A 23,677-nucleotide genomic window follows, 5' to 3' on the forward strand; every position below is an offset into this window, starting at 1 on the left:
AAATTAGTCTATTTATTATATTATCTATGTGAAACAAAATTTATCTAATCAAATTAACCTACTCGAAGCAAAAACTCATTTCTCAAACCTCATACAACGTGTGCAAGACGGAGAGCAAATTACCATTTGTAAGCATAATACGCCGGTTGCAAAAATTATACCTATAACTCAAAAGCCTAAAATGGATAATATAGTAGAAAAATTCGCTGAATTTAGTAAGGGTAAAACATTAGCTCCTTATACTATTAAAGAGCTTAGAGATGAAGGTAGAAGATGAATAACCGCTCTTTTATATTAGACTGCTAATTATTGTATGAAGCATGGAGCTACAGTACCATATCTTTGGAAACTTGAAATAACTAATACACTATTAGTATCAGAAAAACGTAATAGATTACATATAGCAGATACAGTTAAATTTATAGATTTATATAATTCTATCCCCCTTAATATATCAAATTTTAATTTTTCTATACATGAAATTATACAAACTGCAAGAGCCAACAATCTTACTGCATATGATACAACTTATTTATTAACTGCCATGCATGAAGGGCTTCCTATGGCCACTAACGATAAAGCATTAATCAAAGCATGTCATAATAACGGCATCCCGCTATTATATAGTGAATTAACTTGAATTACGGACAATTTCTATATCATCTTTTAATTTTTTAAAAACATATATACTCGTTTAATTTATTATAAGTATACCGTAAATGGATTAGCATTAGCGGTATTCACTATGCCCTTAAAAAAATAAAATATTTCTTATAAATCATCCCTAATTCAAGTTAATTCACTATAAAAGAAAATAATCCACATTTTTCATAAAAAGTTTATGGAAATTTCTAAATCTTTTATTATACTTAAACATTAATTATATAAAATAAATGTTAGATTATCATGGTTTTAAATATAAAAGCCCCTGAAAATATAGTATTAAAGCCGACCATTACGGTTTTCGGCGTTGGGGGTGCAGGTAGTAATGCAGTAAATAATATGATTAGTGCTAATCTGCAAGGTGCTAATTTTGTAGTAGCTAATACTGATGCACAATCGCTTGAACATTCTTTATGCACCAACAAAATACAACTCGGTGTTTCTACGACTAGAGGTCTTGGGGCAGGAGCTTCTCCTGAGGTTGGAGCACTTGCTGCTCAAGAATCAGAAAGCGAAATTCGTAGTTACCTAGAAAATAGCAATATGGTATTTATTACGGCAGGTATGGGCGGTGGTACAGGTACCGGTTCTGCACCGGTTATTGCACGCATTGCTAAAGAACTAGGCATCCTTACGGTTGGGGTAGTAACTAAACCTTTCCATTTTGAAGGCGGTCATCGTATGAAAACTGCCGATAAAGGACTTATCGAATTACAGCAATTCGTTGATACTTTAATTGTAATACCGAACCAAAATCTATTCCGTATTGCTAATGAACAAACGACGTTTGCCGATGCTTTCAAAATGGCAGATGACGTATTGCATGCCGGCGTTAGAGGAGTAACGGATTTAATGATTATGCCGGGACTTATTAATCTTGATTTTGCCGATATTAAAGCAGTAATGAGCGAAATGGGTAAAGCAATGATGGGTACGGGTGAAGCTAGTGGCGAAGATAGAGCTATTAAAGCGGCAGAATCTGCAATTTCAAATCCGCTGCTAGATCATAGCTCAATGTGCGGTGCAAGAGGTGTATTAATCAATATTACCGGTGGTTCCGACATGACCTTATTTGAAGTTGACAACGCTGCTAATAGAATTAGAGAAGAAGTAGATAACCTTGATGCTAATATTATTTTCGGTTCAACATTTAATCCGGAACTAAAAGGAATTATCAGAGTATCGGTTGTTGCTACCGGTATTGATACCGATAAAGTACCGACATATAAACCCGCAATAGCTGAAACTACCAATACAGTTCCTGAAGAAACTTATAATGAAGCTATAGCACAACCTACACAAATAGAAGAAATTCCTGATTTTAACAGCTACAGTACCGAAAATATTGAAATTACCGACTCTCCAATGAATCAAAATTTTATCGGAAATGAAAAAGAGCTAGGGTTACATGCAAATACTTTCAACAAATCTGAAGATGACTCACCAAAACCATCATTTTTAGGGAAAATATGGGGTTCTCTGCGTGCTTCAAATAATCAAACTTTAGAACGCAAAAACGTTGTTGTTAGTACTCTAGATCAAGATAATAAAGAATCTGATATTCATGAAATACCGGCTTTTTTAAGAAAGAAACGGGATTAGATTAGAATATAATTTCAGAACAGAATAAAAAAGAATTATTAGAAATAACTGAAAATTTTCCTGCAGATATTGCATCACTAATAAATTATATAAATAAAACATTTAAATGTCACATTCATGATTTAGCTTTATCGGATCAAAAAGATTTAAAGTTTTTTATAGCAAAAAGCTTTGCAAATCAAACTGATGTTTGTAAAACTAAAGAACATGCTCAAAATTTTTTACAAGAGCTATGGGAAGATTTATTTGAAGAAATATTGGGAGATAAGCCTGTATATAGTTTAGACATTGACGGAGCAACATACATGCCGAATTAGATTTTACCGAATTAAATCAAAATAATATGCTGAATACAAGATTTAGCGAAACCTCTCTTGATTTTAATTTAATAGAAACACTACCTAACTTTTCTAGTGATAAACAAAAATATAAAGCTGAACTAGTTTTTACAGAATTAAAACAAAATAATTTTGCAAATATATATTTGGAAAAACAGCAATATAACTCTCAAAGTATTCTTATTTCAAATATACAAAATAATCACAAATTATTTCCTAAAATTATAAACCTTGAAGAACAAGTTACCATAGATGTATTAAATAATTTATTATTATTAGGTGCTTATAATAAATGTAATTTTTTTGAATCCAATAACAGATCAGAAATATATTTTAGATTACCTAATAATGAAAGGCTTGCCATGAAAGTTTTTAGTTTAAATAATCAGCCTATATTAAAAGAAAATAAATTTGAAAATGCTATATTATTTTTAAGTAAAAAAATAAACGAAAATGGTGATGTTGACTATAATGAAGGCTTTAGTGCTGATATAGCCGATGGCAAAATAAATTCTTCTTATATAACTCCTTTAGGCGAGATAATGGATTTGAATTAAAAAAATAATAATATGATAAACAAAATTATACTACTTCTTACATTATGTTTTTTAAATACTCATTTACTAGCTAATAGCGATAAGCGGTTAAAAGATATTGCACTCTATACCCTACGCCACTTGAAAATCAAAAGCGTTATGTAATTCATTTACCTACAGAACCTAATGAGGAAAGGTTGAAAGTAGAATTACAAGCTACAAAAGATGCAATGAAAGATTGTAATCGTGTTTGGTTGCGGTAAGCTGGAAACAAAAACTTTAGAAGGTTGGGGATATAATTATTATGTAATCGATCAAGTTAGCGATCACCCTGCTAGTACAATGATGGCATGCCCAAACGTAAAAGCAACCATACAACCGGTTAGTGTATTTTTAGGCGATGAAACATTTTTAAGATATAATAGCAAACTACCTATCGTAGTATATGCTCCAAAAGATGTTGAACTACATTACGTTATTTGGCATCAAAATGATATAATCAATTCTGCAAAGGAAGAATAACTTCTTTAACGTGAGCGTTCACGGGTTTTTCACTGTCACCCCGTGGCTTGACCACGGGGTCTAGAAAAAATAACTTCAACATTGTTATCTACACTACATGTTTAACAAAATAAACATATAAAAATAAATTTTTCTATGTTTTACTGGATCCCATGAATAAATCACGGGATGACAGAGAGGAATAATAAGCCACTCAACACCCGTGAACGGTCACTCTTTAACACCAATGTAAACATTACCCCATTAAATCCAAAAAATCTTTTTGAACATCGAAGTAGTTTTCTTTTAAACTTGTATAGTAAAAGGATTTACATTGGCATTGCTTAGAAAAAGTTGTTTTATAGTGTAGTTTAGCCTTTCTATGTCATTCCCGCTTTTGCGGGAATGACATAGAAACTTTAGATTAACTCTTTTTAGTCAATGCCTAAATTACTCAAAATCTTCTTCTACAGCTTCAACCTCTTGCACTTCCGGTACAAAATGTTTAAGCATGGACTCAATACCGTTTTTTAAGGTAATAGTGGAACTAGGACATCCAAGGCATGCACCACGAAGTGCTAATTTAACTATACCGTTTTCAAAGCCTTTATATATTATATCACCGCCGTCTTGTGCAACAGATGGACGCACCCTAGTTTCAATAATCTCTACGATTTGCTTCTCTATTTCTGAAAGCCCATCAAGGCTATGATTTACATTACCTGCTTTGGTGCTTTCTTCAAATACCGGAAATCCTGCAACAAAATGATCCATAATGACCATTAAAATTTCAGGCTTTATAACTTGCCAATTACCTTCAGCTTGTTTAGTTACTGTTATAAAATCACTACCAAAAAATACTGATTTTACATTATTAATATGAAATAGTGATTCTGCAAGTTTGCTTCTTCCTTTTACTTCAGCAAGCTCACTAAAAAATACCGGCTGATCACTACTTATTTCCTGCCCCGGGAAAAATTTTATTGCATCAGGGTTGGGAGTATCTTCAGTTTGAATAAACATAATTAAAGCACACTAATAAATTTGTTGATTATTATAAATTGATAGTACTACTTTTACAATATATTTGTATTTACTTGGGCATTGTTGCATGGCTCTCAAAAGCCGTATATGTCATTCCTGCGGAAGCAGGAATCCAGTACTGCCTATCCCCGTTATTGCGAGAAAGCATTTATGCCGACGAAGCAATCTCATGAAATTTAAGAGAGATTGCCACGTCGCTACGCTCCTCGCAATGACAAGTATAAATATTTTTTTAGATTCCCGCTTTTAGCTAGGAATAACATAAGGCGGTAAATATCTAATTAATATATAAGCAGGTATAAAACAAAATCCTGCTACAATAAGTCCAACCTAAATAAGTAGCTGCATAACCTGAAATACTACCAAACAATATGGTACTAATATAAGCAATAGAAGTAATTAAAGCAATTTGGGTTATACAATATTTAGAACTACAGCATCTTAATTGGTAAGAAAAAAACGGCGACATAGTTAAGCCATTGGTAAATTCTTAAAAAAAGACCGCTATATACAGACTTGTAATATCTCGATTATAAAAATAGAGAAATAAAAAAGATAGGCTAGATAAAGCATGATATATTAATGCTCTTTTAAGCAAATAAGAATATTCATATTTTCGGCACAAAAACCCGCCTATAAAACCTCCAAGGATTGCAGCACACATACCGAAAGCTTTATAGCCAAGCGCTAAGCCCTTTTTCGTATAACCGATATCGAGATAAAACATATTCGGCATAATTGAAAGAAAATTATCTTGAAGACGATATAGAAGCATAAAACTAACAATTATTAGCCATTTAGGTTTCTTGATAAAGTCATAAAAAGCATGCCAAAATCTATCAAAATCATTAATAATTATCTTATCTTTAAATTTAAGCGGATAGAATATAATTAATAGTAATGACGGTATACATAAAATTGCCATAACACGATAAACTATCTTGCCAAGATATGATAGTAGATAAATATAACGCTCCTAAACCTGCTATAAGTATACCTATTCTAAAGCCTGTCTTCACTTATGCCCCAATTTTTATTTGTAATCAGTAACATCTGTGATGATTAAAGTAACATATCATAAATGGAAGAAAAAAATGCCACAGCTACTAAGCATAAATTGTAAAACTCTACACGGGCTGTTGAAAAAGTTATAAAAAGAAGTAGAAAAGAGTTAATCTAAGGAATAAGCTGTATTTTTATGCTTAAATGAAGGTGTAAAGATGCAGGGTTATAAGCTTGATCAAAGTGTGAGATGTAATAGCCTTAGCTTAAGGCACATGATACCTAATGATCATTTATTAGTGAGGATTCATGAAGCTAAAGAATTAGAGTTTTCTTTTATCTATGAAATAACTAAGAATCGTTATTGTGCTAATTACGGACGTCCCATCAATTGATCCTGTATTATTTTTTAGGATGCAAATAATAAGTTACTTATATGGTATAAAGTCAAATAGACGATTATGTAAAGAAATTCAGTTAAATATAGCATATAGGTGGTTTTGTGGTTTAAGTTTAGAGGATAAAGTACCGGATCATTCATCATTAAGTAGGATAAGAGATAGATTTGGGGTAGAACTATTTCAAGAAATATTTATAAGCTTGATTAAGCAATGGTATGAACTAGATATTATAAAAGGAGAAACAATTATTTCAGATGCCTCTTTAGTTGAATCTAATGCCTCTATGAATAGCCTAATATTAAGAAAAGATCAAGGTGATTCACAAAAGAGAGAATTAAAAAAATATGAACGTCGTTATCATGATTTCCGAGAAGGGAAAAAAGTAAGGAAAATATCTAATCAAACTCATGTCAGTAGGACAGATCCTGATTGTAGTCTTGTATCAAGAACTAATGGTTATAAAAAGCTATGTTATAAGACCCACTACTCAATTGATTCAGATTCACGTATTATAATAGATTGTTATGTAAGTACAGGATCACAACATGAGTGTATTGTACTTCCAAGTAGAGTTTGGAATATATTAAATAATTTTTCTTTTAGAGTAAAAGAATGGATAGCAGACAAAGGTTATGGTAGAGGTCCAACCTATGGATATTTTAAATTACTTGGAATTACAACTTATATACCTTTACATGTAGATAATCTTGGTGAAGGAAAAATAAGTAGGGGGGAATTTCAATATGATAGAGAACAGGATAGATATAAGTGTCCACAGGGACATTATCTTTATCCGTATGATAAATTAGATAAAAAACAAATAAAACGTTATCGTATTACAGGAGGGCATTGTAAAAATTGCTCTCTAAAATCAGGTTGTATTTCTGATAATTATAGTAATAGAGGACGATTTATTTATCGTAATCCTTATCAGGATGAAATAGATGAGGTAAAGGTCAGACAGAATAGAATTGATTTTAAGAAAAAACTAATTGAGAGAAAGTGGAAAATAGAAGGTCTATTTGGTGAAGCTAAGGAGAATCATGGTTTACGAGGAGCAAAATTTAGAAGTGTACAGAAAACACAGATTCAAATACTGATGATTGCGATAGTACAAAATTTTAAACGGATACTTAAAATTATTTTTTGGTTTTTTTATCTACTGCTATTAAAGATAAAAAAATATTAAAGTATTTGCAACCTTGTTGATTTTTTCAACAGCCCGTACACTTGATCTGACAGGTAGAGATTGATTAAGCAGCAAAAGTGCTGTCAGATAAGTAAGAATTAATAGACTTATCTTGAGCAATTTTAATGCTATCCTTGAAAGTTTGCATAGGAGTTTTTCCATAACAGAACTTTCCAGAATGCGGTCTAGTATTGTTATATTTGTTTAAATATTGATCTAAGTCAATCTGTAAATCCTCTAATGAGCTATAAATCTTTTTACGGAAAGCTATATCATAAAATTCATCTTTTAAAGTTCTATGTAATCTTTCGCATATTCCATTAGTTTGAGGAGAACGTGCCTTAGTTTTAGTATGATCAATATTTTCTATAGCCAAATATAACTCAAAAGCATGATGTTCTACCTTACCACAATATTCCGTTCCTCTATCTGTAAGGATTCTCAGTAGTGGTACATCATGATTATTAAAGAAAGGTATTACCTTATCATTTAAAATATCAGCGGATGTTATTGCAGATTTATCAGTATAGAGTTTGCAAATAGCCACTCTAGAATAAGTGTCAATAAAGGTTTGTTGGTATATTCTACCTACTCCTTTCATATTACCGACATAATAGGTGTCTTGTGCACCAAGATAACCGGGATGCTGAGTATCAATTTCTCCATGAGCCTCTTTAATTTGTTTTGCTTTTTTTAAAGCAGATATCTGCTCTTCTGTCAGTAAGATACCGTCCTGTGCAGATTTAGCTTCTAAAGCTTTGAGTCGTTTCTTTAGAGTTTCAAGATCGTTGCGTAGCCAGATAGAACGTATAGCTAGACCATAGTAAATAGGTACAGTTAAATAAACTTTAGTACGTGTTCTACAGCCATACTGATATCTTGAATTGCCCCGTAACTTTTCTTATTTCGTTCTTAATCTTAAACCAATAATGTTCTATAGGATTTAAGTCTGGGCTATATGTAGGTAAGAATAAAATTCTGCACCCAACCGACTCGATTAATTCTCTTATTATATTATTCTTATGGAAGTTGATATTATCCATAATTACTGTTTGTCCAGGATGTAATTCTTTAGTTAATATAGTCTCTACATAGGTTGTAAATATTTCTTTATTACAATTTCCTTCAAATATTACTGGCGCTATAATTTGATTATTACGAAGCCCCGCTATCATACTGATCCTGGATTTATGTTGATACACTTTGTTTCCATAACATCTAGTACCTTTTATACTCCATCCATATTCTCTACAAGCATTATCTTCTATTCCTGACTCATCAATGAATACTAGAGTTTCTTTAGAAATTTGCTGTATCTTTTCTATAAATTCATTCCTTAAACCAATATCCCTTCTGGGATGAAGATGACTTTTTTTTATAAGTGTACCCTAGTAGTTTTCTATAGTAATTTATTCTAGTTCTTTGTAATCTATTACCTAGTATAATACTTAATTCTTTAGCTGTTTTATCATGATTATTGATAATTAATTCTTCAAATTCTTTGAGATTTATTTTTGCATTATAACCCTTTGCTGGACCATAAGGTTTTGCTTTTATATCTCCTGTTTCCCATTTAAGAGTTTTCCATCTATATATAGTGTTACGACCTATATTGAATATTTTACATGCTTTAACAATTGAGAGCCCATCATCTAGAGCTTTGAATAGTTTCATTCTTAAATCGTAACTGTAACTGCTTGCCATAATTTATTTATTATCATTTATAACATATATATTAGCATAGTATGTACCTATTTACTATGGTCTAGCTATACACCACTGGATGACACTATAATACCTTGCTTTATTAGTGCTTGGCTCGCACGAAGCTGACCAAGAGCAGGATTCTCTATAGCAAGATTTATTACTGCTTGTTCTATATGTTCTGATACACGATTCTTTACTATAGGTTTCTTACGACTCATATCCACAAGAGCCGCTTCTCCGCCCATCTCATATAGTTCCTTGAAACGGTAAAAGCTATCTCTTGAATAGCCCATTACTTTACACGCAGTACTAACACTACCTAGTTGTTTTGCAAGTTCTAATAATCCTAATTTAGGTTTGATTATTTTTTGATCATAATTTGACATATTGTTCCTATTAATTGAGTTTTATATTTAGTTCGTGGATATGATAGATAACTCCTTAGTTATCTACATACCCACAAACTCGTCTAATTTCAATCTTAATATGTCAGATCAAATCTGAAGGTTTACAATTAAAGATAGTTCTACTGATAATGTAGATAATGACAAAGCGTATGTCTATGTTTTGATCGAGCATCAGTCTAGTAGCGATTACTGGATTGCTTTCAGACTTTGGCAGTATATGCTTTTATTATGTGAAAGACATAAAGACGCAAATAAAAAGAATAATATTAAACAAGAAAAAGATAATAAACTCCCGCTAATATGTCCTATAGTAGTATATGCAAATGATAAGCCTTATAATGCCCCAAGGAGCTTTTGGGAGTTATTTGAAGATAGTAGTACTGCTAAAGAGATGATGGGTGAGGAGTATTTACTTGTTGACCTGCAAAAACAAAGTGATGATGCGATAGAGGAAAAGAAGCATCTTGGTATGATGGAGTATATGCTCAAACATATCAAAGCTCGTGATATCTTAAATCTTTGGCAAAGCCTACTTGAGAAGTTTGAAAGTAGTATTGAAATAGATAAGGAAAATGGCTTTATTTACATTAAGTGGTTATTATGGTATAGTGATGCTAAGGTATAGCTAGACCATAGTAAATAGGTACATACTATGCTAATATATATTATAAATGATAATAAATAAATTATGGCAAGCAGTTACAGTTACGATTTAAGAATGAAACTATTCAAAGCTCTAGATGATGGGCTCTCAATTGTTAAAGCATGTAAAATATTCAATATAGGTCGTAACACTATATATAGATGGAAAACTCTTAAATGGGAAACAGGAGATATAAAAGCAAAACCTTATGGTCCAGCAAAGGGTTATAATGCAAAAATAAATCTCAAAGAATTTGAAGAATTAATTATCAATAATCATGATAAAACAGCTAAAGAATTAAGTATTATACTAGGTAATAGATTACAAAGAACTAGAATAAATTACTATAGAAAACTACTAGGGTACACTTATAAAAAAAAGTCATCTTCATCCCAGAAGGGATATTGGTTTAAGGAATGAATTTATAGAAAAGATACAGCAAATTTCTAAAGAAACTCTAGTATTCATTGATGAGTCAGGAATAGAAGATAATGCTTGTAGAGAATATGGATGGAGTATAAAAGGTACTAGATGTTATGGAAACAAAGTGTATCAACATAAATCCAGGATCAGTATGATAGCGGGGCTTCGTAATAATCAAATTATAGCGCCAGTAATATTTGAAGGAAATTGTAATAAAGAAATATTTACAACCTATGTAGAGACTATATTAACTAAAGAATTACATCCTGGACAAACAGTAATTATGGATAATATCAACTTCCATAAGAATAATATAATAAGAGAATTAATCGAGTCGGTTGGGTGCAGAATTTTATTCTTACCTACATATAGCCCAGACTTAAATCCTATAGAACATTATTGGTTTAAGATTAAGAACGAAATAAGAAAAGTTACGGGGCAATTCAAGATATCAGTATGGCTGTAGAACACGTACTAAAGTTTATTTAACTGTACCTATTTACTATGGTCTAGCTATATCTGAAGATAAACAAGTAGAGCTAGCTAAGATCATAGCTAAGCACTTAAAAAAGGAAGATCAAGAGGGACTTATGAGAACTATTGCTGATAAATATATTGATGAAGGCGTACAAAAGGGTATGGTCCAAGGCATGCAGATTGGTAGAAACGAAGGCATGCAGATTGGTAGAAACGAAGGCATGCAGATTGGTAGAAACGAAGGCATGCAGATTGGAGAAGCTAAAAAAACTATGGAAGTAGCTAAAAATATGCTTTCTAATAATTACTCTATTCCTGAGGTTTCTCGTATTACAGGACTTTCTATCTCTGAGCTTAACCAGCTTCTCAAATCCTAATCTACAAGTCAAAGAGATATCTCTTTGACTTTTCTTATGGATTTTGATACTACTTTTTGCCGCAAAACCCTGTGACTATAAGGTTTGTAGAGTTTTGGTGGACGGAATATCTAGTGCTTATTTTGTTATGCGGAGCTTACTACCTTTATCTTTTTTGCTTTACTTTGTTCTTTTTTAGGTATTTTAATAGATAATACACCATCTGTGACTTGTGCCTCTATATGCTCCTCATCAATATTAGAAGGTAAACTGATGGAACGGTAGAAAGAGCCGTAATATCGTTCTTGCATATGATAATTATGATCTTTCTTCTCAGAAGATTGTTCTTTTTTGCCTTCAATAGTTAGGATGTTATTATCTATTTTTAAATCAATATTATCTTGTATTACACCTGGAAGCTCCATTTCTAGACTATAATCAGAGTCATTTTCAATAATATCAGTTCTAGGTGATAATACTCTATCATTGTAAGCAGAAGGCCATGAAGATATTTCATTAAAAAAGTTAGTAAAAATATCATCAACATAACTTCTTCTACTTGAGTTATTTTGTAGTTCTGATTTATTTCTAACACGTGGTAAATTAAAAGCCATAAAACCTCCTATTAAATAAAGTTAAACAAGTTCAAATATTAACAGTACTGCAATGAGTAAAAATAATTATTTATTATTCTCATCATTGAATTGGTATTTCTTTTGCATCTTGGTCCTTGATTGCAATTCTAGGCAAAGTAATAGTCAAAATGCCATTTTTTAACTGAGATGCGATAGCCTTTTGATCTATATCATCATATAAAGAGATCACATAATTAAAGTTTTTATTTAAATTCTCAGTAGTACTATCCGTTTTTGTATCTTCAACTTTACCTTCAATCAACAGCTTATGATTATTTGTTTTAATTTTAATGTCCTTCTTATCATATCCCGGTACTTCTAGGACTAGAATATATTGCTTGTCTTGGGTAATAAGTTTGCTTTTTATAGAACTGGCGTCATAGATCGAGAGTCTATCATCAAATATACTATTCCAGTAATAATCAAAAGACGAGAAAGGACGGTTAATAAAATCTAACGGATGACGTAAGTAAATAGAATAATGATTATTATTTGATGTGTTTTTATCCCCAGCTGCAATAGTAGGATTTGCTAAGAAAATAACAGTAATGCAAGTTATCAAATATAATTTAATATTGTTGTATAACATAATTTTTTCCTTTATTACGAGTTAACAATAAAATATATCAAATATTATTGATGCCGTCATAAATTTTTATCCTAAATAAGATATAGTTTAAGCATAAAAAAATTCAAGTCCTATTGGTAATTTCGTACCTTTATGTGTGGGATTTAACCTGTAATATGGCATAAAAATTTTTACATATAGTGGTCCTTTTTTCACGCAATTTACTGGTCCCTTTTACTTTAGCAATGACACCTATAAAGATACGACATAATTGAAATTTCTATTCGTATAACCATCTGAAGCATCAGATTTATTTCCCTTTTCTATATTTCCTGTAACAAATAATTTATTACTGCTAACTTTAACTGTGATTTGATTTTTATCATACCCCGGTACTTCTAATATTAGGATATATTGTTTATCTTTAGTAATAAATTTAGTTTTTAAAGAACTTGAGCTATAGGTAGATAGTCTATCATCAAATATACTATTCCAGTAGTAATCCAAAGCAGAAAAAGGACGTCGTAGGTAAACTGTTTGTGCCTTATTATCAGGTTTACTCACACTATCAGCTGCAATAACCTGATGAGTCAATAAGATGATAGTAATACAAGATAGTAAAGATAACTTGATATTGTTATATAACATACATACCTCTTTTGGATTTATACAATATATAAGATGTCAGCTTATTAAGTAAGCCTTCACACTAAAAATATAAGTAGTGGAAGGGAAAAATTCAATAGCACAATATTTTAATATATATCAATAATTTTATAGTTTGTTCTGCATTTAATAAGTCATTAACCATTTCTGTAGTTTTGAATAACGCAAAGAAGTTTTATTATCTTTAATAGCTATAGCTAATGCTTTTTTCTGTCCAATTATTATAACTAGATGCTTGCCACGGGTGATGGCAGTGTAAATTAAATTACGTTTAAGCATCATATAACTTTGCATAGTTAATGGAATGATTACTGCAGGATATTCTGAACCTTGAGATTTATGTATTGTAGTAGCGTATGCCAGGGTAATTTGATCAAGATCACTGTAATCATAAACTACATCTCGATTATAAAAGTTTATTGTGATTTCTTGGTCCTGCTCATTAATATTATTAATAACCCCTATATCACCATTATAGACTTCCTTATCATAATTATTTTCTGTTTGCATAACCTTGTCTCCAATAGCAAAAATCTGACCAAATTTAATTATGCCGCTGCTATAGTTTGGATTAAGTATTTTTTGTAATTCAATATTTAATGATCTAGCACCAACACCACCTCTTTGCATAGGACATAGTAATTGAATATCATTTACAGGATTAAGATTAAACTTTTTAGGGATACGTTCCCTTATCATCATAATTATTTTATTAATGATATCTTCACCATGCTCTGCTTCTATAAAATAAAAATCTGAGTTTCTTGGTGCAAGATCAGGCAAGATGCCATTATTCACGCGATGAGCATTAATAATAATATTGCTTGTTGCTGCTTGCCTAAATATTTCAGTTAACTTGACCGTCGGTATAACCTTAGAATTAATAATATCCTTGAGTACTTGCCCAGCACCTACAGAAGGCAGTTGATCTACATCACCGACTATTAGTAATGATGAGTGTGGCGGCAGGGCTTTTAATAATGCATGAAATAGTGATATATCAACCATTGAAGCTTCATCTATTACTAGATAATCGCACAGTAATGGTGAATCCTCATTACGTTTAAAACCACCATAAGCAGGATCAATTTCAAGCAATCTATGTATAGTAGTTGCTTCTAATCCTGTACTCTCGCTTAGGCGTTTAGCTGCTCTACCAGTGGGTGCACATAATTTAATATTTAAATTCTGCGTAGATAATGTTTTAAGTAATGAATTTACTAATGTGGTTTTTCCTGTTCCTGGTCCACCCGTAATAACCATTAACTTATGTTGCAGTGCATGCTCTATAGCTGTTTTTTGACTTGTTGCAAGCGTAATACATAGCTCTTTCTCTATTATGGGCAGAATAGTAATGGTATCTATTTTGCCCCAAGTAACAGAAGTTTTTGTTAAATTGACTAGTATTTTAGCAATATTTTTTTCATATATGTAATAACTAGTTAAGAAAATGGATTCTACATCATTAATAGTATCAATTATTAATGAATTTGATGCTACTTCTTCTATTATAGCCTGCTCAATTATTTCTTGTTCTATCTCAAGTAATTTTTGGATGTTTTGCAGTAGTATCTTTTTAGGTAAGCCGCAATGACCATCTGACGTCGCTTCAAGTAATGCGTGGGTTACACCTGCTTTGGCTCTGATTAAAGAATTCTTATCTATACCTAAATTACGAGCTATGGTATCTGCTGAAATAAATCCAATACCTCTTATATCTTTAGCTAATTGATAAGGATTATTTGATACAATCTCAATCGCCTTATCACCATATGTTTTATAGATTCTAGTGGCTCTAGTAGTACCTACTCCATGAGATTGTAGAAAGACCATTATTTCACGAATGACCTTTTGTGCTTGCCAGTTGTTGCAAATGCGATTAGCTCTTACCTTACCTATCCCGTCGATAGTAGATAAAAGACTAGGTTCGCACTCAATAATCTCAAGAACTTTATTACCAAATGCTAAGACTAATTTCTTAGCAAAATAGGGTCCTATACCTTTAATCAATCCAGAGCCGAGATATTTCTCTATACCCTCTAATGTATCAGGTGGCAAGGCTTTAAGAAAATGAGCTTTAAACTGTCTGCCATGGTTTCTATCATTATGCCAAATACCACTGCATTTTATATATTCTCCTACGAGTGCAGATAGTACGTTACCTGTAACTGTGATTAAATCTCTATGACCTTTTACCTTAATACGTAATACACAAAATCCATTATCGGGGTTATGATAAGTAATACGTTCTATGATTCCGGATATATATTCATTAACATCCTGTTTATTCATATAGTTTTATTAAAAACCCTAGGAGGTTTTATGCTTTATTTGTATGTACGAGGGTATACCCTCTTGCTTTTCTAATCCTAGTAATACGTTTGATATTCATATCAATTTCGTGTTTGGAGATACAATGAATGACTTTATAATTTCCTTGATTAGAGTACAAAGATCCCTAGCTACATATAAGCTCAGTAGTACCAAATAAATTATCTTGAGTGGTTAATCTATAATATTTATGATCTTTAGTCCAATAATAAGCCATGTTTATTAATAATAATGCCGATAATCTTATTTATTATATCGTGCTAGTACTGAGATGATCATATGAATTAGAAATATTGTTGTTAGTACAATAATTGGCATAATACATATAGCAAGTAATGTTAATATTAACAATATTATGCCTGAATATACGCCCTGTGTATATTCAGTATTGTTTAAGATATCTACACAACGTACTGATATTATTTCACTTTTAACGCTCCATAGTTTGATTGTAGATTCTGTATTTAAAAAACAGCATTGAATATATGCGAATGCTACATCCCAATTATAATTCTGCAACTTAAGTATGACGGCATAAAACACTATACATGTTGATACCGTAAGAGCAGGGATAATTTTCTTTTTGTCTGATATAAAGAGCCACCATTTCAGGCAGATATGCTTTAAACAATATTGTATGTTATGCATTATTTATATAGGCACCGTCAAGTTAAGTAAGTGAGCCCCAAAAAGCACTGTATTTTTAGATTTCAGGCAGCAAGAAGTCTTTGAGTAGCTTCATCCCAAATGGATTTAGCGGACGCAAATGCAATTCTTTGCTCAGGTGATGTTTTAGTATATCTTCCAACATTTACAGCAAATATATTTCTAACCTTTCCCATAATTTGTCTATCTTTTTTTGCAAGAGCATTTATAGAGGGTGTCTGCTTTTGTCGTTCTATGTGATTTTTAACTAATTTATTTAATTCGTCACGTCTCTTTTTATAATTGTAGGAAACTATGTTGTCTAATATTCGCTTTCTATCAAGATTATTGGGCAATTATCCAGCTTCAAGAGTAATTGTTACTGATAAGCTCAGGAGTTACATTAAACCGATTAAGCTTATGTGCCCTAAAACTGAGCATCGCACCCATAAAAGACTAAATAATCGTGTTGAGAATGCTCATCAGCCAACTCGGCGAAAAGAGAAGATACTGATTAAGTTTAAACATCCTAATTCTGCACAATGTACATTATCACTGATGGGAAAGGTTAGAAATATATTTGCTGTAAATGTTGGAAGATATACTAAAACATCACCTGAGCAAAGAATTGCATTTGCGTCCGCTAAATCCATTTGGGATGAAGCTACTCAAAGACTTCTTGCTGCCTGAAATCTAAAAATACAGTGCTTTTTGGGGCTCACTTACTTAACTTGACGGTGCCCCAAAAACTGATAAATTCTTTAAACCTAAAAAACCATCATCTACATAATTATTTGATCTTTACAGATATTCTTGTTGAAAAGGAGTAAAGCTCCTCTTCATCATAATTTTATTGAAATAATTATTAGGAACAAAATATGCAACTAAAAGTCTGTCTTCATCGATAAAAATACAGATTCAAAATTAGACAACATAGTTTCCTACAATTATAAAAAGAGACGTGACGAATTAAATAAATTAGTTAAAAATCACATAGAACGACAAAAGTAGACACCCTCTATAAATGCTCTTGCAAAAAAAAATAGACAAATTAAGTAACCACTATTACAGTTAGATAAATAGTTCATAAAATAAAATTACATATGCCAGAGTATATTAGACATGATGAGGGAACATTTTCTTCTCTGACAAAACAACAAAAAGAGGCAATAGGATTACTCTCAATAGGTACTTTCTTAGAATATTTTGATTTGATGCTCTATGTACATATGGCAGTACTTCTTAATGAGTTATTCTTCCCTAAATTTGATCCCGATGTAGCATTATTTTTGTCTGCTGCTGCTTTTTGTTCCACTTATGCCTTAAGACCTTTTGGAGCATTAATTTTTGGCTATATAGGTGATAATATAGGTAGAAAATTAACCGTTATCATAACAACATTTATGATGGCTATTTCTTGTATTATTATGGCTAATTTACCAACTTATGATCAAATTGGAATGAAAGCTGTTGTTATTATGACAGTATGCCGCATGATACAAGGTATCTCATCAATTGGTGAAAGAATAGGGGCTGGAATTTATATTACTGAAATCACAAAACCTCCTATACAATATGCAGCTGTTACATTAATAGGTTGTTTAGCTGCTTTAGGCGGGACTGTTGCTTTAGCTGTAGCTTCTTTAGTAACTTCACAAGGTTTTAATTGGCGGGTCGCTTTTTGGATTGGTGCAATTGTAGCAGTTATTGGTTTTTTAGCAAGAACATCTCTTCGTGAAACACCGGAATTTGTTAATGCAAAACGACGGATACAAAATATTTTGGATGCAGCAAAATTAGATAGTCAAAAGATTATGAGTGTTGGTATACAACAAAATGTAAGTAAGAAAACGATAATTGCAAATTTTTTAACATTATGTGGAGGACCAGTTACTTTATATTTCACTTATATCCATTGTGGAAATATTCTAAAAAATTCTTTCCATTATACTGCAGCACAAGTAATACATCAAAATTTCATAGTTTCAATAATAGGATTAGCGGTCTACTGTATACTGGTTTACCTTAGTTATAAGATATATCCATTAATAATATTAAAAATTAAATTATTAATATTCTCATGTATAATGATACCTTGTCCTTACTTATTAGATAATATAACATCACCTTTACATTTATTATTAATACAAATAGTACCTATAATATGCGGACTCGCACAAACACCAGCTATGCCAATTTTTCTAAAACATTTTCCCATTTTTAAACGTTTTACTTATGCAAATGTAACATATGCGATAGCACATGCTCTCATGTACATTATAACATCTTTTGGAATTACATATTTTGTACATATTTTCGGACAGTATGGATTGTTGATTATAATAATTCCTTTAATTGCAGGATATACTTTTGGTCTATATCATTTTGAAAAACTTGAAAAGGAAGTTGGTAATTATCCAAAGAAAATAAGTGATAATGATCTAAAAAATAATTCGGTATTGTAAGAGTAGCAGAACATAATTTTATAAGATTAACTTTTATATCTAATAACTCTAAGTATTTAGATAACACTAAAAAATAATACATAGTTTCTTCTACGATTTTTTTAACTTTCTCAGGAGATTTAGCCCCTATTGTCTGCATATTATGTAGTCTATCAAAGAGCTTTATTAGCAGTACATCATGTTTTTTTTCTTTATATAATATCTCTACTGCCTCAGCAGCACTAATCTTTATACCGTCCTCTTTAATCCTGGTTAAATCCATTACCTGATTTGCTACTTTCCACCCAAATTCTTGTGATATCTTCTCCTTGGTTAGTTCTGTGTCTTCTATAGTATCATGCAATATACTAGTAACTAATATATCTGTTCTAAACAAGTAATCTGATATTAGATATGCTACCTCTATTGGATGACTATAAAATGGCTCTCCCGATTGACGCATCTGATTACCATGATATTTCCTGGCGTAGTATATTGCTTTCTTTACTTCCAATACGTCCACTGATGGTACTTTTACTACACTATTTAAATATATTACTTTATCCAGTAATTTCTTAGCATAAATACATATCTCAAACTTTTCTTCCCAATTATTTAAATCTTTCATCCTTCTAACTCTTTAACCTGATCGAATCTCATTATAAATTAAGTACTTATAGCACCTCTATTCCTAAAATTCTAGTTTCGAAGTGTTACTATGGTACGAGACCCAAGGGATACCATCTTACAGATCGCGGGTCAGAATATAAGGGGAATCAGTCAAAATTTAACTGACAATCATGTGCAAAATTTATAATGTCTGTAAGATCAAATCTTCGGGCTGTTGAAAAAATCAACAAGGTTGCAAATACTTTAATATTTTTTTATCTTTAATAGCAGTAGATAAAAAAACCAAAAAATAATTTTAAGTATCCGTTTAAAATTTTGTACTATCGCAATCATCAGTATTTGAATCTGTGTTTTCTGTACACTTCTAAATTTTGCTCCTCGTAAACCATGATTCTCCTTAGCTTCACCAAATAGACCTTCTATTTTCCACTTTCTCTCAATTAGTTTTTTCTTAAAATCAATTCTATTCTGTCTGACCTTTACCTCATCTATTTCATCCTGATAAGGATTACGATAAATAAATCGTCCTCTATTACTATAATTATCAGAAATACAACCTGATTTTAGAGAGCAATTTTTACAATGCCCTCCTGTAATACGATAACGTTTTATTTGTTTTTTATCTAATTTATCATACGGATAAAGATAATGTCCCTGTGGACACTTATATCTATCCTGTTCTCTATCATATTGAAATTCCCCCCTACTTATTTTTCCTTCACCAAGATTATCTACATGTAAAGGTATATAAGTTGTAATTCCAAGTAATTTAAAATATCCATAGGTTGGACCTCTACCATAACCTTTGTCTGCTATCCATTCTTTTACTCTAAAAGAAAAATTATTTAATATATTCCAAACTCTACTTGGAAGTACAATACACTCATGTTGTGATCCTGTACTTACATAACAATCTATTATAATACGTGAATCTGAATCAATTGAGTAGTGGGTCTTATAACATAGCTTTTTATAACCATTAGTTCTTGATACAAGACTACAATCAGGATCTGTCCTACTGACATGAGTTTGATTAGATATTTTCCTTACTTTTTTCCCTTCTCGGAAATCATGATAACGACGTTCATATTTTTTTAATTCTCTCTTTTGTGAATCACCTTGATCTTTTCTTAATATTAGGCTATTCATAGAGGCATTAGATTCAACTAAAGAGGCATCTGAAATAATTGTTTCTCCTTTTATAATATCTAGTTCATACCATTGCTTAATCAAGCTTATAAATATTTCTTGAAATAGTTCTACCCCAAATCTATCTCTTATCCTACTTAATGATGAATGATCCGGTACTTTATCCTCTAAACTTAAACCACAAAACCACCTATATGCTATATTTAACTGAATTTCTTTACATAATCGTCTATTTGACTTTATACCATATAAGTAACTTATTATTTGCATCCTAAAAAATAATACAGGATCAATTGATGGACGTCCGTAATTAGCACAATAACGATTCTTAGTTATTTCATAGATAAAAGAAAACTCTAATTCTTTAGCTTCATGAATCCTCACTAATAAATGATCATTAGGTATCATGTGCCTTAAGCTAAGGCTATTACATCTCACACTTTGATCAAGCTTATAACCCTGCATCTTTACACCTTCATTTAAGCATAAAAATACAGCTTATTCCTTAGATTAACTCTTTTCTACTTCTTTTTATAACTTTTTCAACAGCCCGTACACTTGATCTGACAGGTAGAGATTGATTAAGCAGCAAAAGTGCTGTCAGATAAGTAAGAATTAATAGACTTATCTTGAGCAATTTTAATGCTATCCTTGAAAGTTTGCATAGGAGTTTTTCCATAACAGAACTTTCCAGAATGCGGTCTAGTATTGTTATATTTGTTTAAATATTGATCTAAGTCAATCTGTAAATCCTCTAATGAGCTATAAATCTTTTTACGGAAAGCTATATCATAAAATTCATCTTTTAAAGTTCTATGTAATCTTTCGCATATTCCATTAGTTTGAGGAGAACGTGCCTTAGTTTTAGTATGATCAATATTTTCTATAGCCAAATATAACTCAAAAGCATGATGTTCTACCTTACCACAATATTCCGTTCCTCTATCTGTAAGGATTCTCAGTAGTGGTACATCATGATTATTAAAGAAAGGTATTACCTTATCATTTAAAATATCAGCGGATGTTATTGCAGATTTATCAGTATAGAGTTTGCAAATAGCCACTCTAGAATAAGTGTCAATAAAGGTTTGTTGGTATATTCTACCTACTCCTTTCATATTACCGACATAATAGGTGTCTTGTGCACCAAGATAACCGGGATGCTGAGTATCAATTTCTCCATGAGCCTCTTTAATTTGTTTTGCTTTTTTTAAAGCAGATATCTGCTCTTCTGTCAGTAAGATACCGTCCTGTGCAGATTTAGCTTCTAAAGCTTTGAGTCGTTTCTTTAGAGTTTCAAGATCGTTGCGTAGCCAGATAGAACGTACACCACTGGATGACACTATAATACCTTGCTTTATTAGTGCTTGGCTCGCACGAAGCTGACCAAGAGCAGGATTCTCTATAGCAAGATTTATTACTGCTTGTTCTATATGTTCTGATACACGATTCTTTACTATAGGTTTCTTACGACTCATATCCACAAGAGCCGCTTCTCCGCCCATCTCATATAGTTCCTTGAAACGGTAAAAGCTATCTCTTGAATAGCCCATTACTTTACACGCAGTACTAACACTACCTAGTTGTTTTGCAAGTTCTAATAATCCTAATTTAGGTTTGATTATTTTTTGATCATAATTTGACATATTGTTCCTATTAATTGAGTTTTATATTTAGTTCGTGGATATGATAGATAACTCCTTAGTTATCTACATACCCACAAACTCGTCTAATTTCAATCTTAATATGTCAGATCAAATCTGAAGGTTTACACTTTTATAATCGGCTCGGAGCTGATCGGCATAACTTCTATAAAAGATGCAGCCAATAATTTTCCGGCAGTAAGCGAGCTTTGTAATCTTGCACATTTAGTAAAAAAATAGTAGGAAGTAATGTACAAGTTACTTATGCTGCCGATTGGTCGGAATATAGCTAGACCATAGTAAATAGGTACAGTTAAATAAACTTTAGTACGTGTTCTAACAGCCATACTGATATCTTGAATTGCCCCGTAACTTTTCTTATTTCGTTCTTAATCTTAAACCAATAATGTTCTATAGGATTTAAGTCTGGGCTATATGTAGGTAAGAATAAAATTCTGCACCCAACCGACTCGATTAATTCTCTTATTATATTATTCTTATGGAAGTTGATATTATCCATAATTACTGTTTGTCCAGGATGTAATTCTTTAGTTAATATAGTCTCTACATAGGTTGTAAATATTTCTTTATTACAATTTCCTTCAAATATTACTGGCGCTATAATTTGATTATTACGAAGCCCCGCTATCATACTGATCCTGGATTTATGTTGATACACTTTGTTTCCATAACATCTAGTACCTTTTATACTCCATCCATATTCTCTACAAGCATTATCTTCTATTCCTGACTCATCAATGAATACTAGAGTTTCTTTAGAAATTTGCTGTATCTTTTCTATAAATTCATTCCTTAAACCAATATCCCTTCTGGGATGAAGATGACTTTTTTTTATAAGTGTACCCTAGTAGTTTTCTATAGTAATTTATTCTAGTTCTTTGTAATCTATTACCTAGTATAATACTTAATTCTTTAGCTGTTTTATCATGATTATTGATAATTAATTCTTCAAATTCTTTGAGATTTATTTTTGCATTATAACCCTTTGCTGGACCATAAGGTTTTGCTTTTATATCTCCTGTTTCCCATTTAAGAGTTTTCCATCTATATATAGTGTTACGACCTATATTGAATATTTTACATGCTTTAACAATTGAGAGCCCATCATCTAGAGCTTTGAATAGTTTCATTCTTAAATCGTAACTGTAACTGCTTGCCATAATTTATTTATTATCATTTATAACATATATATTAGCATAGTATGTACCTATTTACTATGGTCTAGCTATATAGGGAAATGATCAGCCTTATCTAGCAGTTTATTTACAAAGTAAAGCCTTATATGTATCTACAGACGGCAGAGATTATACCAAAATAGCAAATTTAACTAATCGAACTTTCATAGGAAGCGTAGTGGGTTTTGCTTCTGATAATATTACTATTAATTGTAAAAATTTTGAAACGCTAGTTAATTATGATTGGAATTTGGCAGCTTTCAGTCTAGAAATTATAAAATTCAAAAGATGGGGGAAATTAGATACCGATACTTATAAAATAAGCGAAATAGTTAAAGGCGAATTTGCAACGCAAAACTTAATTCACTCTCATCTTCATCATGAAAATTTTATTTTACTTAAAAAGAATTTTAATATCATACCCGTAGCTAAAAAATATATTTTAAAGTCGGTAACCTATCACCTATAGAAATTACTTTCC

The 23,677-nt window shown here is 31.4% G+C and carries 18 protein-coding genes and 9 pseudogenes; 14 read left to right on the plus strand and 13 right to left on the minus strand.

Annotated features, from left to right (window positions below; translation table 11 throughout):
* Window positions 1–28 precede the first annotated feature (28 nt).
* From REIP_RS00565 to REIP_RS10485, 6 genes are all read left to right on the plus strand, one after another.
* Window positions 29–277: a type II toxin-antitoxin system Phd/YefM family antitoxin gene (locus tag REIP_RS00565; RefSeq protein WP_045803557.1), complete on the plus strand. Its 249-nt coding sequence runs from the start codon at window positions 29–31 to the stop codon at window positions 275–277.
* A gap of 36 nt (window positions 278–313) precedes the next feature.
* Window positions 314–640 carry a type II toxin-antitoxin system VapC family toxin gene (locus REIP_RS11995; RefSeq protein WP_231569139.1) on the plus strand — a complete coding sequence of 109 codons (327 nt, stop codon included), beginning with the start codon at window positions 314–316 and terminating at the stop codon, window positions 638–640.
* A 266-nt stretch (window positions 641–906) separates the two neighbouring features.
* Window positions 907–2,265, plus strand: a complete 1,359-nt coding sequence (gene ftsZ, locus REIP_RS00575) for a cell division protein FtsZ (protein WP_045803558.1) — start codon at window positions 907–909, stop codon at window positions 2,263–2,265.
* 343 nt (window positions 2,266–2,608) lie between these two features.
* Complete coding sequence (locus REIP_RS00580) at window positions 2,609–3,160, plus strand: hypothetical protein (RefSeq protein WP_231569140.1); 552 nt, start codon at window positions 2,609–2,611, stop codon at window positions 3,158–3,160.
* Window positions 3,161–3,303: 143 nt separating this feature from the next.
* Window positions 3,304–3,402 carry a hypothetical protein gene (locus REIP_RS13045; protein WP_082068285.1) on the plus strand — a complete coding sequence of 33 codons (99 nt, stop codon included), beginning with the start codon at window positions 3,304–3,306 and terminating at the stop codon, window positions 3,400–3,402.
* Window positions 3,386–3,661, plus strand: a complete 276-nt coding sequence (locus REIP_RS10485) for an ecotin family protein (protein ID WP_269428995.1) — start codon at window positions 3,386–3,388, stop codon at window positions 3,659–3,661. Before REIP_RS13045 ends, REIP_RS10485 begins: the two co-directional genes overlap by 17 nt.
* A gap of 429 nt (window positions 3,662–4,090) precedes the next feature.
* On the opposite strand, the gene REIP_RS00590 is transcribed toward REIP_RS10485, so the two are convergent.
* The gene (locus tag REIP_RS00590) at window positions 4,091–4,663 is read right to left on the minus strand and encodes a NifU family protein (protein ID WP_045803559.1); all 573 of its coding nucleotides are present in this window, start codon (window positions 4,661–4,663) and stop codon (window positions 4,091–4,093) included.
* Window positions 4,664–4,930: 267 nt separating this feature from the next.
* Window positions 4,931–5,806: pseudogene (locus REIP_RS00595) on the minus strand (MFS transporter); the annotation flags it as partial.
* Between the two features lie 246 nt (window positions 5,807–6,052).
* Here REIP_RS00595 and REIP_RS00600 point away from each other — a divergent pair.
* Window positions 6,053–7,276 (plus strand): transposase, encoded by a 1,224-nt coding sequence (locus tag REIP_RS00600; RefSeq protein ID WP_156147378.1) that lies wholly within the window; start codon window positions 6,053–6,055, stop codon window positions 7,274–7,276.
* Between the two features lie 64 nt (window positions 7,277–7,340).
* On the opposite strand, the pseudogene REIP_RS00605 reads toward REIP_RS00600, so the two are convergent.
* The 3 pseudogenes from REIP_RS00605 to REIP_RS00620 form a co-directional block, all read right to left on the minus strand.
* Window positions 7,341–8,087, minus strand: a pseudogene (locus REIP_RS00605) (integrase core domain-containing protein); the annotation flags it as partial.
* A 26-nt stretch (window positions 8,088–8,113) separates the two neighbouring features.
* Window positions 8,114–8,980, minus strand: a pseudogene (locus REIP_RS08740) (IS630 family transposase).
* 68 nt (window positions 8,981–9,048) lie between these two features.
* Window positions 9,049–9,369 (minus strand): annotated as a pseudogene (locus REIP_RS00620) (helix-turn-helix domain-containing protein); the annotation flags it as partial.
* Between the two features lie 127 nt (window positions 9,370–9,496).
* On the opposite strand from REIP_RS00620, the pseudogene REIP_RS08320 reads away from it, so the two are divergent.
* The 3 pseudogenes from REIP_RS08320 to REIP_RS00640 form a co-directional block, all read left to right on the plus strand.
* A pseudogene (locus REIP_RS08320) lies at window positions 9,497–10,012 on the plus strand (Rpn family recombination-promoting nuclease/putative transposase); the annotation flags it as partial.
* A gap of 66 nt (window positions 10,013–10,078) precedes the next feature.
* A pseudogene (locus REIP_RS08745) lies at window positions 10,079–10,945 on the plus strand (IS630 family transposase).
* Window positions 10,936–11,310 (plus strand): annotated as a pseudogene (locus REIP_RS00640) (transposase); the annotation flags it as partial. The pseudogenes REIP_RS08745 and REIP_RS00640, both read left to right, overlap by 10 nt.
* Window positions 11,311–11,435: 125 nt before the next feature.
* On the opposite strand, the gene REIP_RS00645 reads toward REIP_RS00640, so the two are convergent.
* From REIP_RS00645 to REIP_RS00660, 4 genes and pseudogenes are all read right to left on the minus strand, one after another.
* Entirely contained in the window at window positions 11,436–11,903 is a 468-nt protein-coding gene (locus tag REIP_RS00645) for an Hsp20/alpha crystallin family protein (protein WP_052691066.1), read from the minus strand.
* A gap of 82 nt (window positions 11,904–11,985) precedes the next feature.
* Complete coding sequence (locus REIP_RS00650; protein WP_410525694.1) at window positions 11,986–12,498, minus strand: Hsp20/alpha crystallin family protein; 513 nt, start codon at window positions 12,496–12,498, stop codon at window positions 11,986–11,988.
* A 249-nt stretch (window positions 12,499–12,747) separates the two neighbouring features.
* A pseudogene (locus REIP_RS00655) lies at window positions 12,748–13,140 on the minus strand (Hsp20/alpha crystallin family protein); the annotation flags it as partial.
* A 144-nt stretch (window positions 13,141–13,284) separates the two neighbouring features.
* Window positions 13,285–15,450, minus strand: a complete 2,166-nt coding sequence (locus tag REIP_RS00660; protein ID WP_045803563.1) for an ATP-dependent RecD-like DNA helicase — start codon at window positions 15,448–15,450, stop codon at window positions 13,285–13,287.
* A gap of 999 nt (window positions 15,451–16,449) precedes the next feature.
* On the opposite strand from REIP_RS00660, the gene REIP_RS00670 reads away from it, so the two are divergent.
* A complete protein-coding gene (locus REIP_RS00670) occupies window positions 16,450–16,824 on the plus strand; it encodes a DDE-type integrase/transposase/recombinase (RefSeq protein WP_082068186.1) in 375 nt (124 codons plus the stop codon).
* Window positions 16,825–17,237: 413 nt separating this feature from the next.
* A pseudogene (locus tag REIP_RS00675) lies at window positions 17,238–18,554 on the plus strand (MFS transporter); the annotation flags it as partial.
* Here REIP_RS00675 and REIP_RS13050 read toward each other — a convergent pair.
* The 3 genes from REIP_RS13050 to REIP_RS00685 all read right to left on the minus strand — a co-directional run bounded on the left by REIP_RS13050 (window position 18,472) and on the right by REIP_RS00685 (window position 22,003).
* On the minus strand, window positions 18,472–19,206 hold the full coding sequence (locus REIP_RS13050) for an HD domain-containing protein (RefSeq protein ID WP_008579643.1): 735 nt from the start codon (window positions 19,204–19,206) through the stop codon (window positions 18,472–18,474). The pseudogene REIP_RS00675 and the gene REIP_RS13050 overlap by 83 nt on opposite strands.
* 245 nt (window positions 19,207–19,451) lie before the next feature.
* The gene (locus REIP_RS00680) at window positions 19,452–20,765 is read right to left on the minus strand and encodes a transposase (protein WP_172686766.1); all 1,314 of its coding nucleotides are present in this window, start codon (window positions 20,763–20,765) and stop codon (window positions 19,452–19,454) included.
* Between the two features lie 173 nt (window positions 20,766–20,938).
* Complete coding sequence (locus REIP_RS00685; protein ID WP_045803566.1) at window positions 20,939–22,003, minus strand: IS481 family transposase; 1,065 nt, start codon at window positions 22,001–22,003, stop codon at window positions 20,939–20,941.
* Between the two features lie 165 nt (window positions 22,004–22,168).
* Here REIP_RS00685 and REIP_RS12005 point away from each other — a divergent pair, with 165 nt between their 5' ends.
* Complete coding sequence (locus REIP_RS12005; protein ID WP_231569312.1) at window positions 22,169–22,240, plus strand: hypothetical protein; 72 nt, start codon at window positions 22,169–22,171, stop codon at window positions 22,238–22,240.
* Window positions 22,241–22,313: 73 nt separating this feature from the next.
* Here REIP_RS12005 and REIP_RS08765 read toward each other — a convergent pair.
* Window positions 22,314–23,181, minus strand: a protein-coding gene (locus REIP_RS08765) for an IS630 family transposase (protein ID WP_156147379.1) whose coding sequence is annotated in 2 segments (ribosomal slippage) — window positions 22,314–22,853 and window positions 22,855–23,181 — 867 coding nt in all. Because the reading frame shifts where the segments join, the coding sequence is not laid out codon by codon here.
* A gap of 193 nt (window positions 23,182–23,374) precedes the next feature.
* Here REIP_RS08765 and REIP_RS00705 point away from each other — a divergent pair.
* Window positions 23,375–23,665 carry a hypothetical protein gene (locus REIP_RS00705; protein WP_231569141.1) on the plus strand — a complete coding sequence of 97 codons (291 nt, stop codon included), beginning with the start codon at window positions 23,375–23,377 and terminating at the stop codon, window positions 23,663–23,665.
* Window positions 23,666–23,677 lie beyond the last annotated feature (12 nt).

Origin of the sequence: Rickettsia endosymbiont of Ixodes pacificus (genome assembly GCF_000965155.1) — a bacterium.
In the GTDB taxonomy this organism is placed as follows: Bacteria; Pseudomonadota; Alphaproteobacteria; order Rickettsiales; family Rickettsiaceae; genus Rickettsia; species Rickettsia tamurae.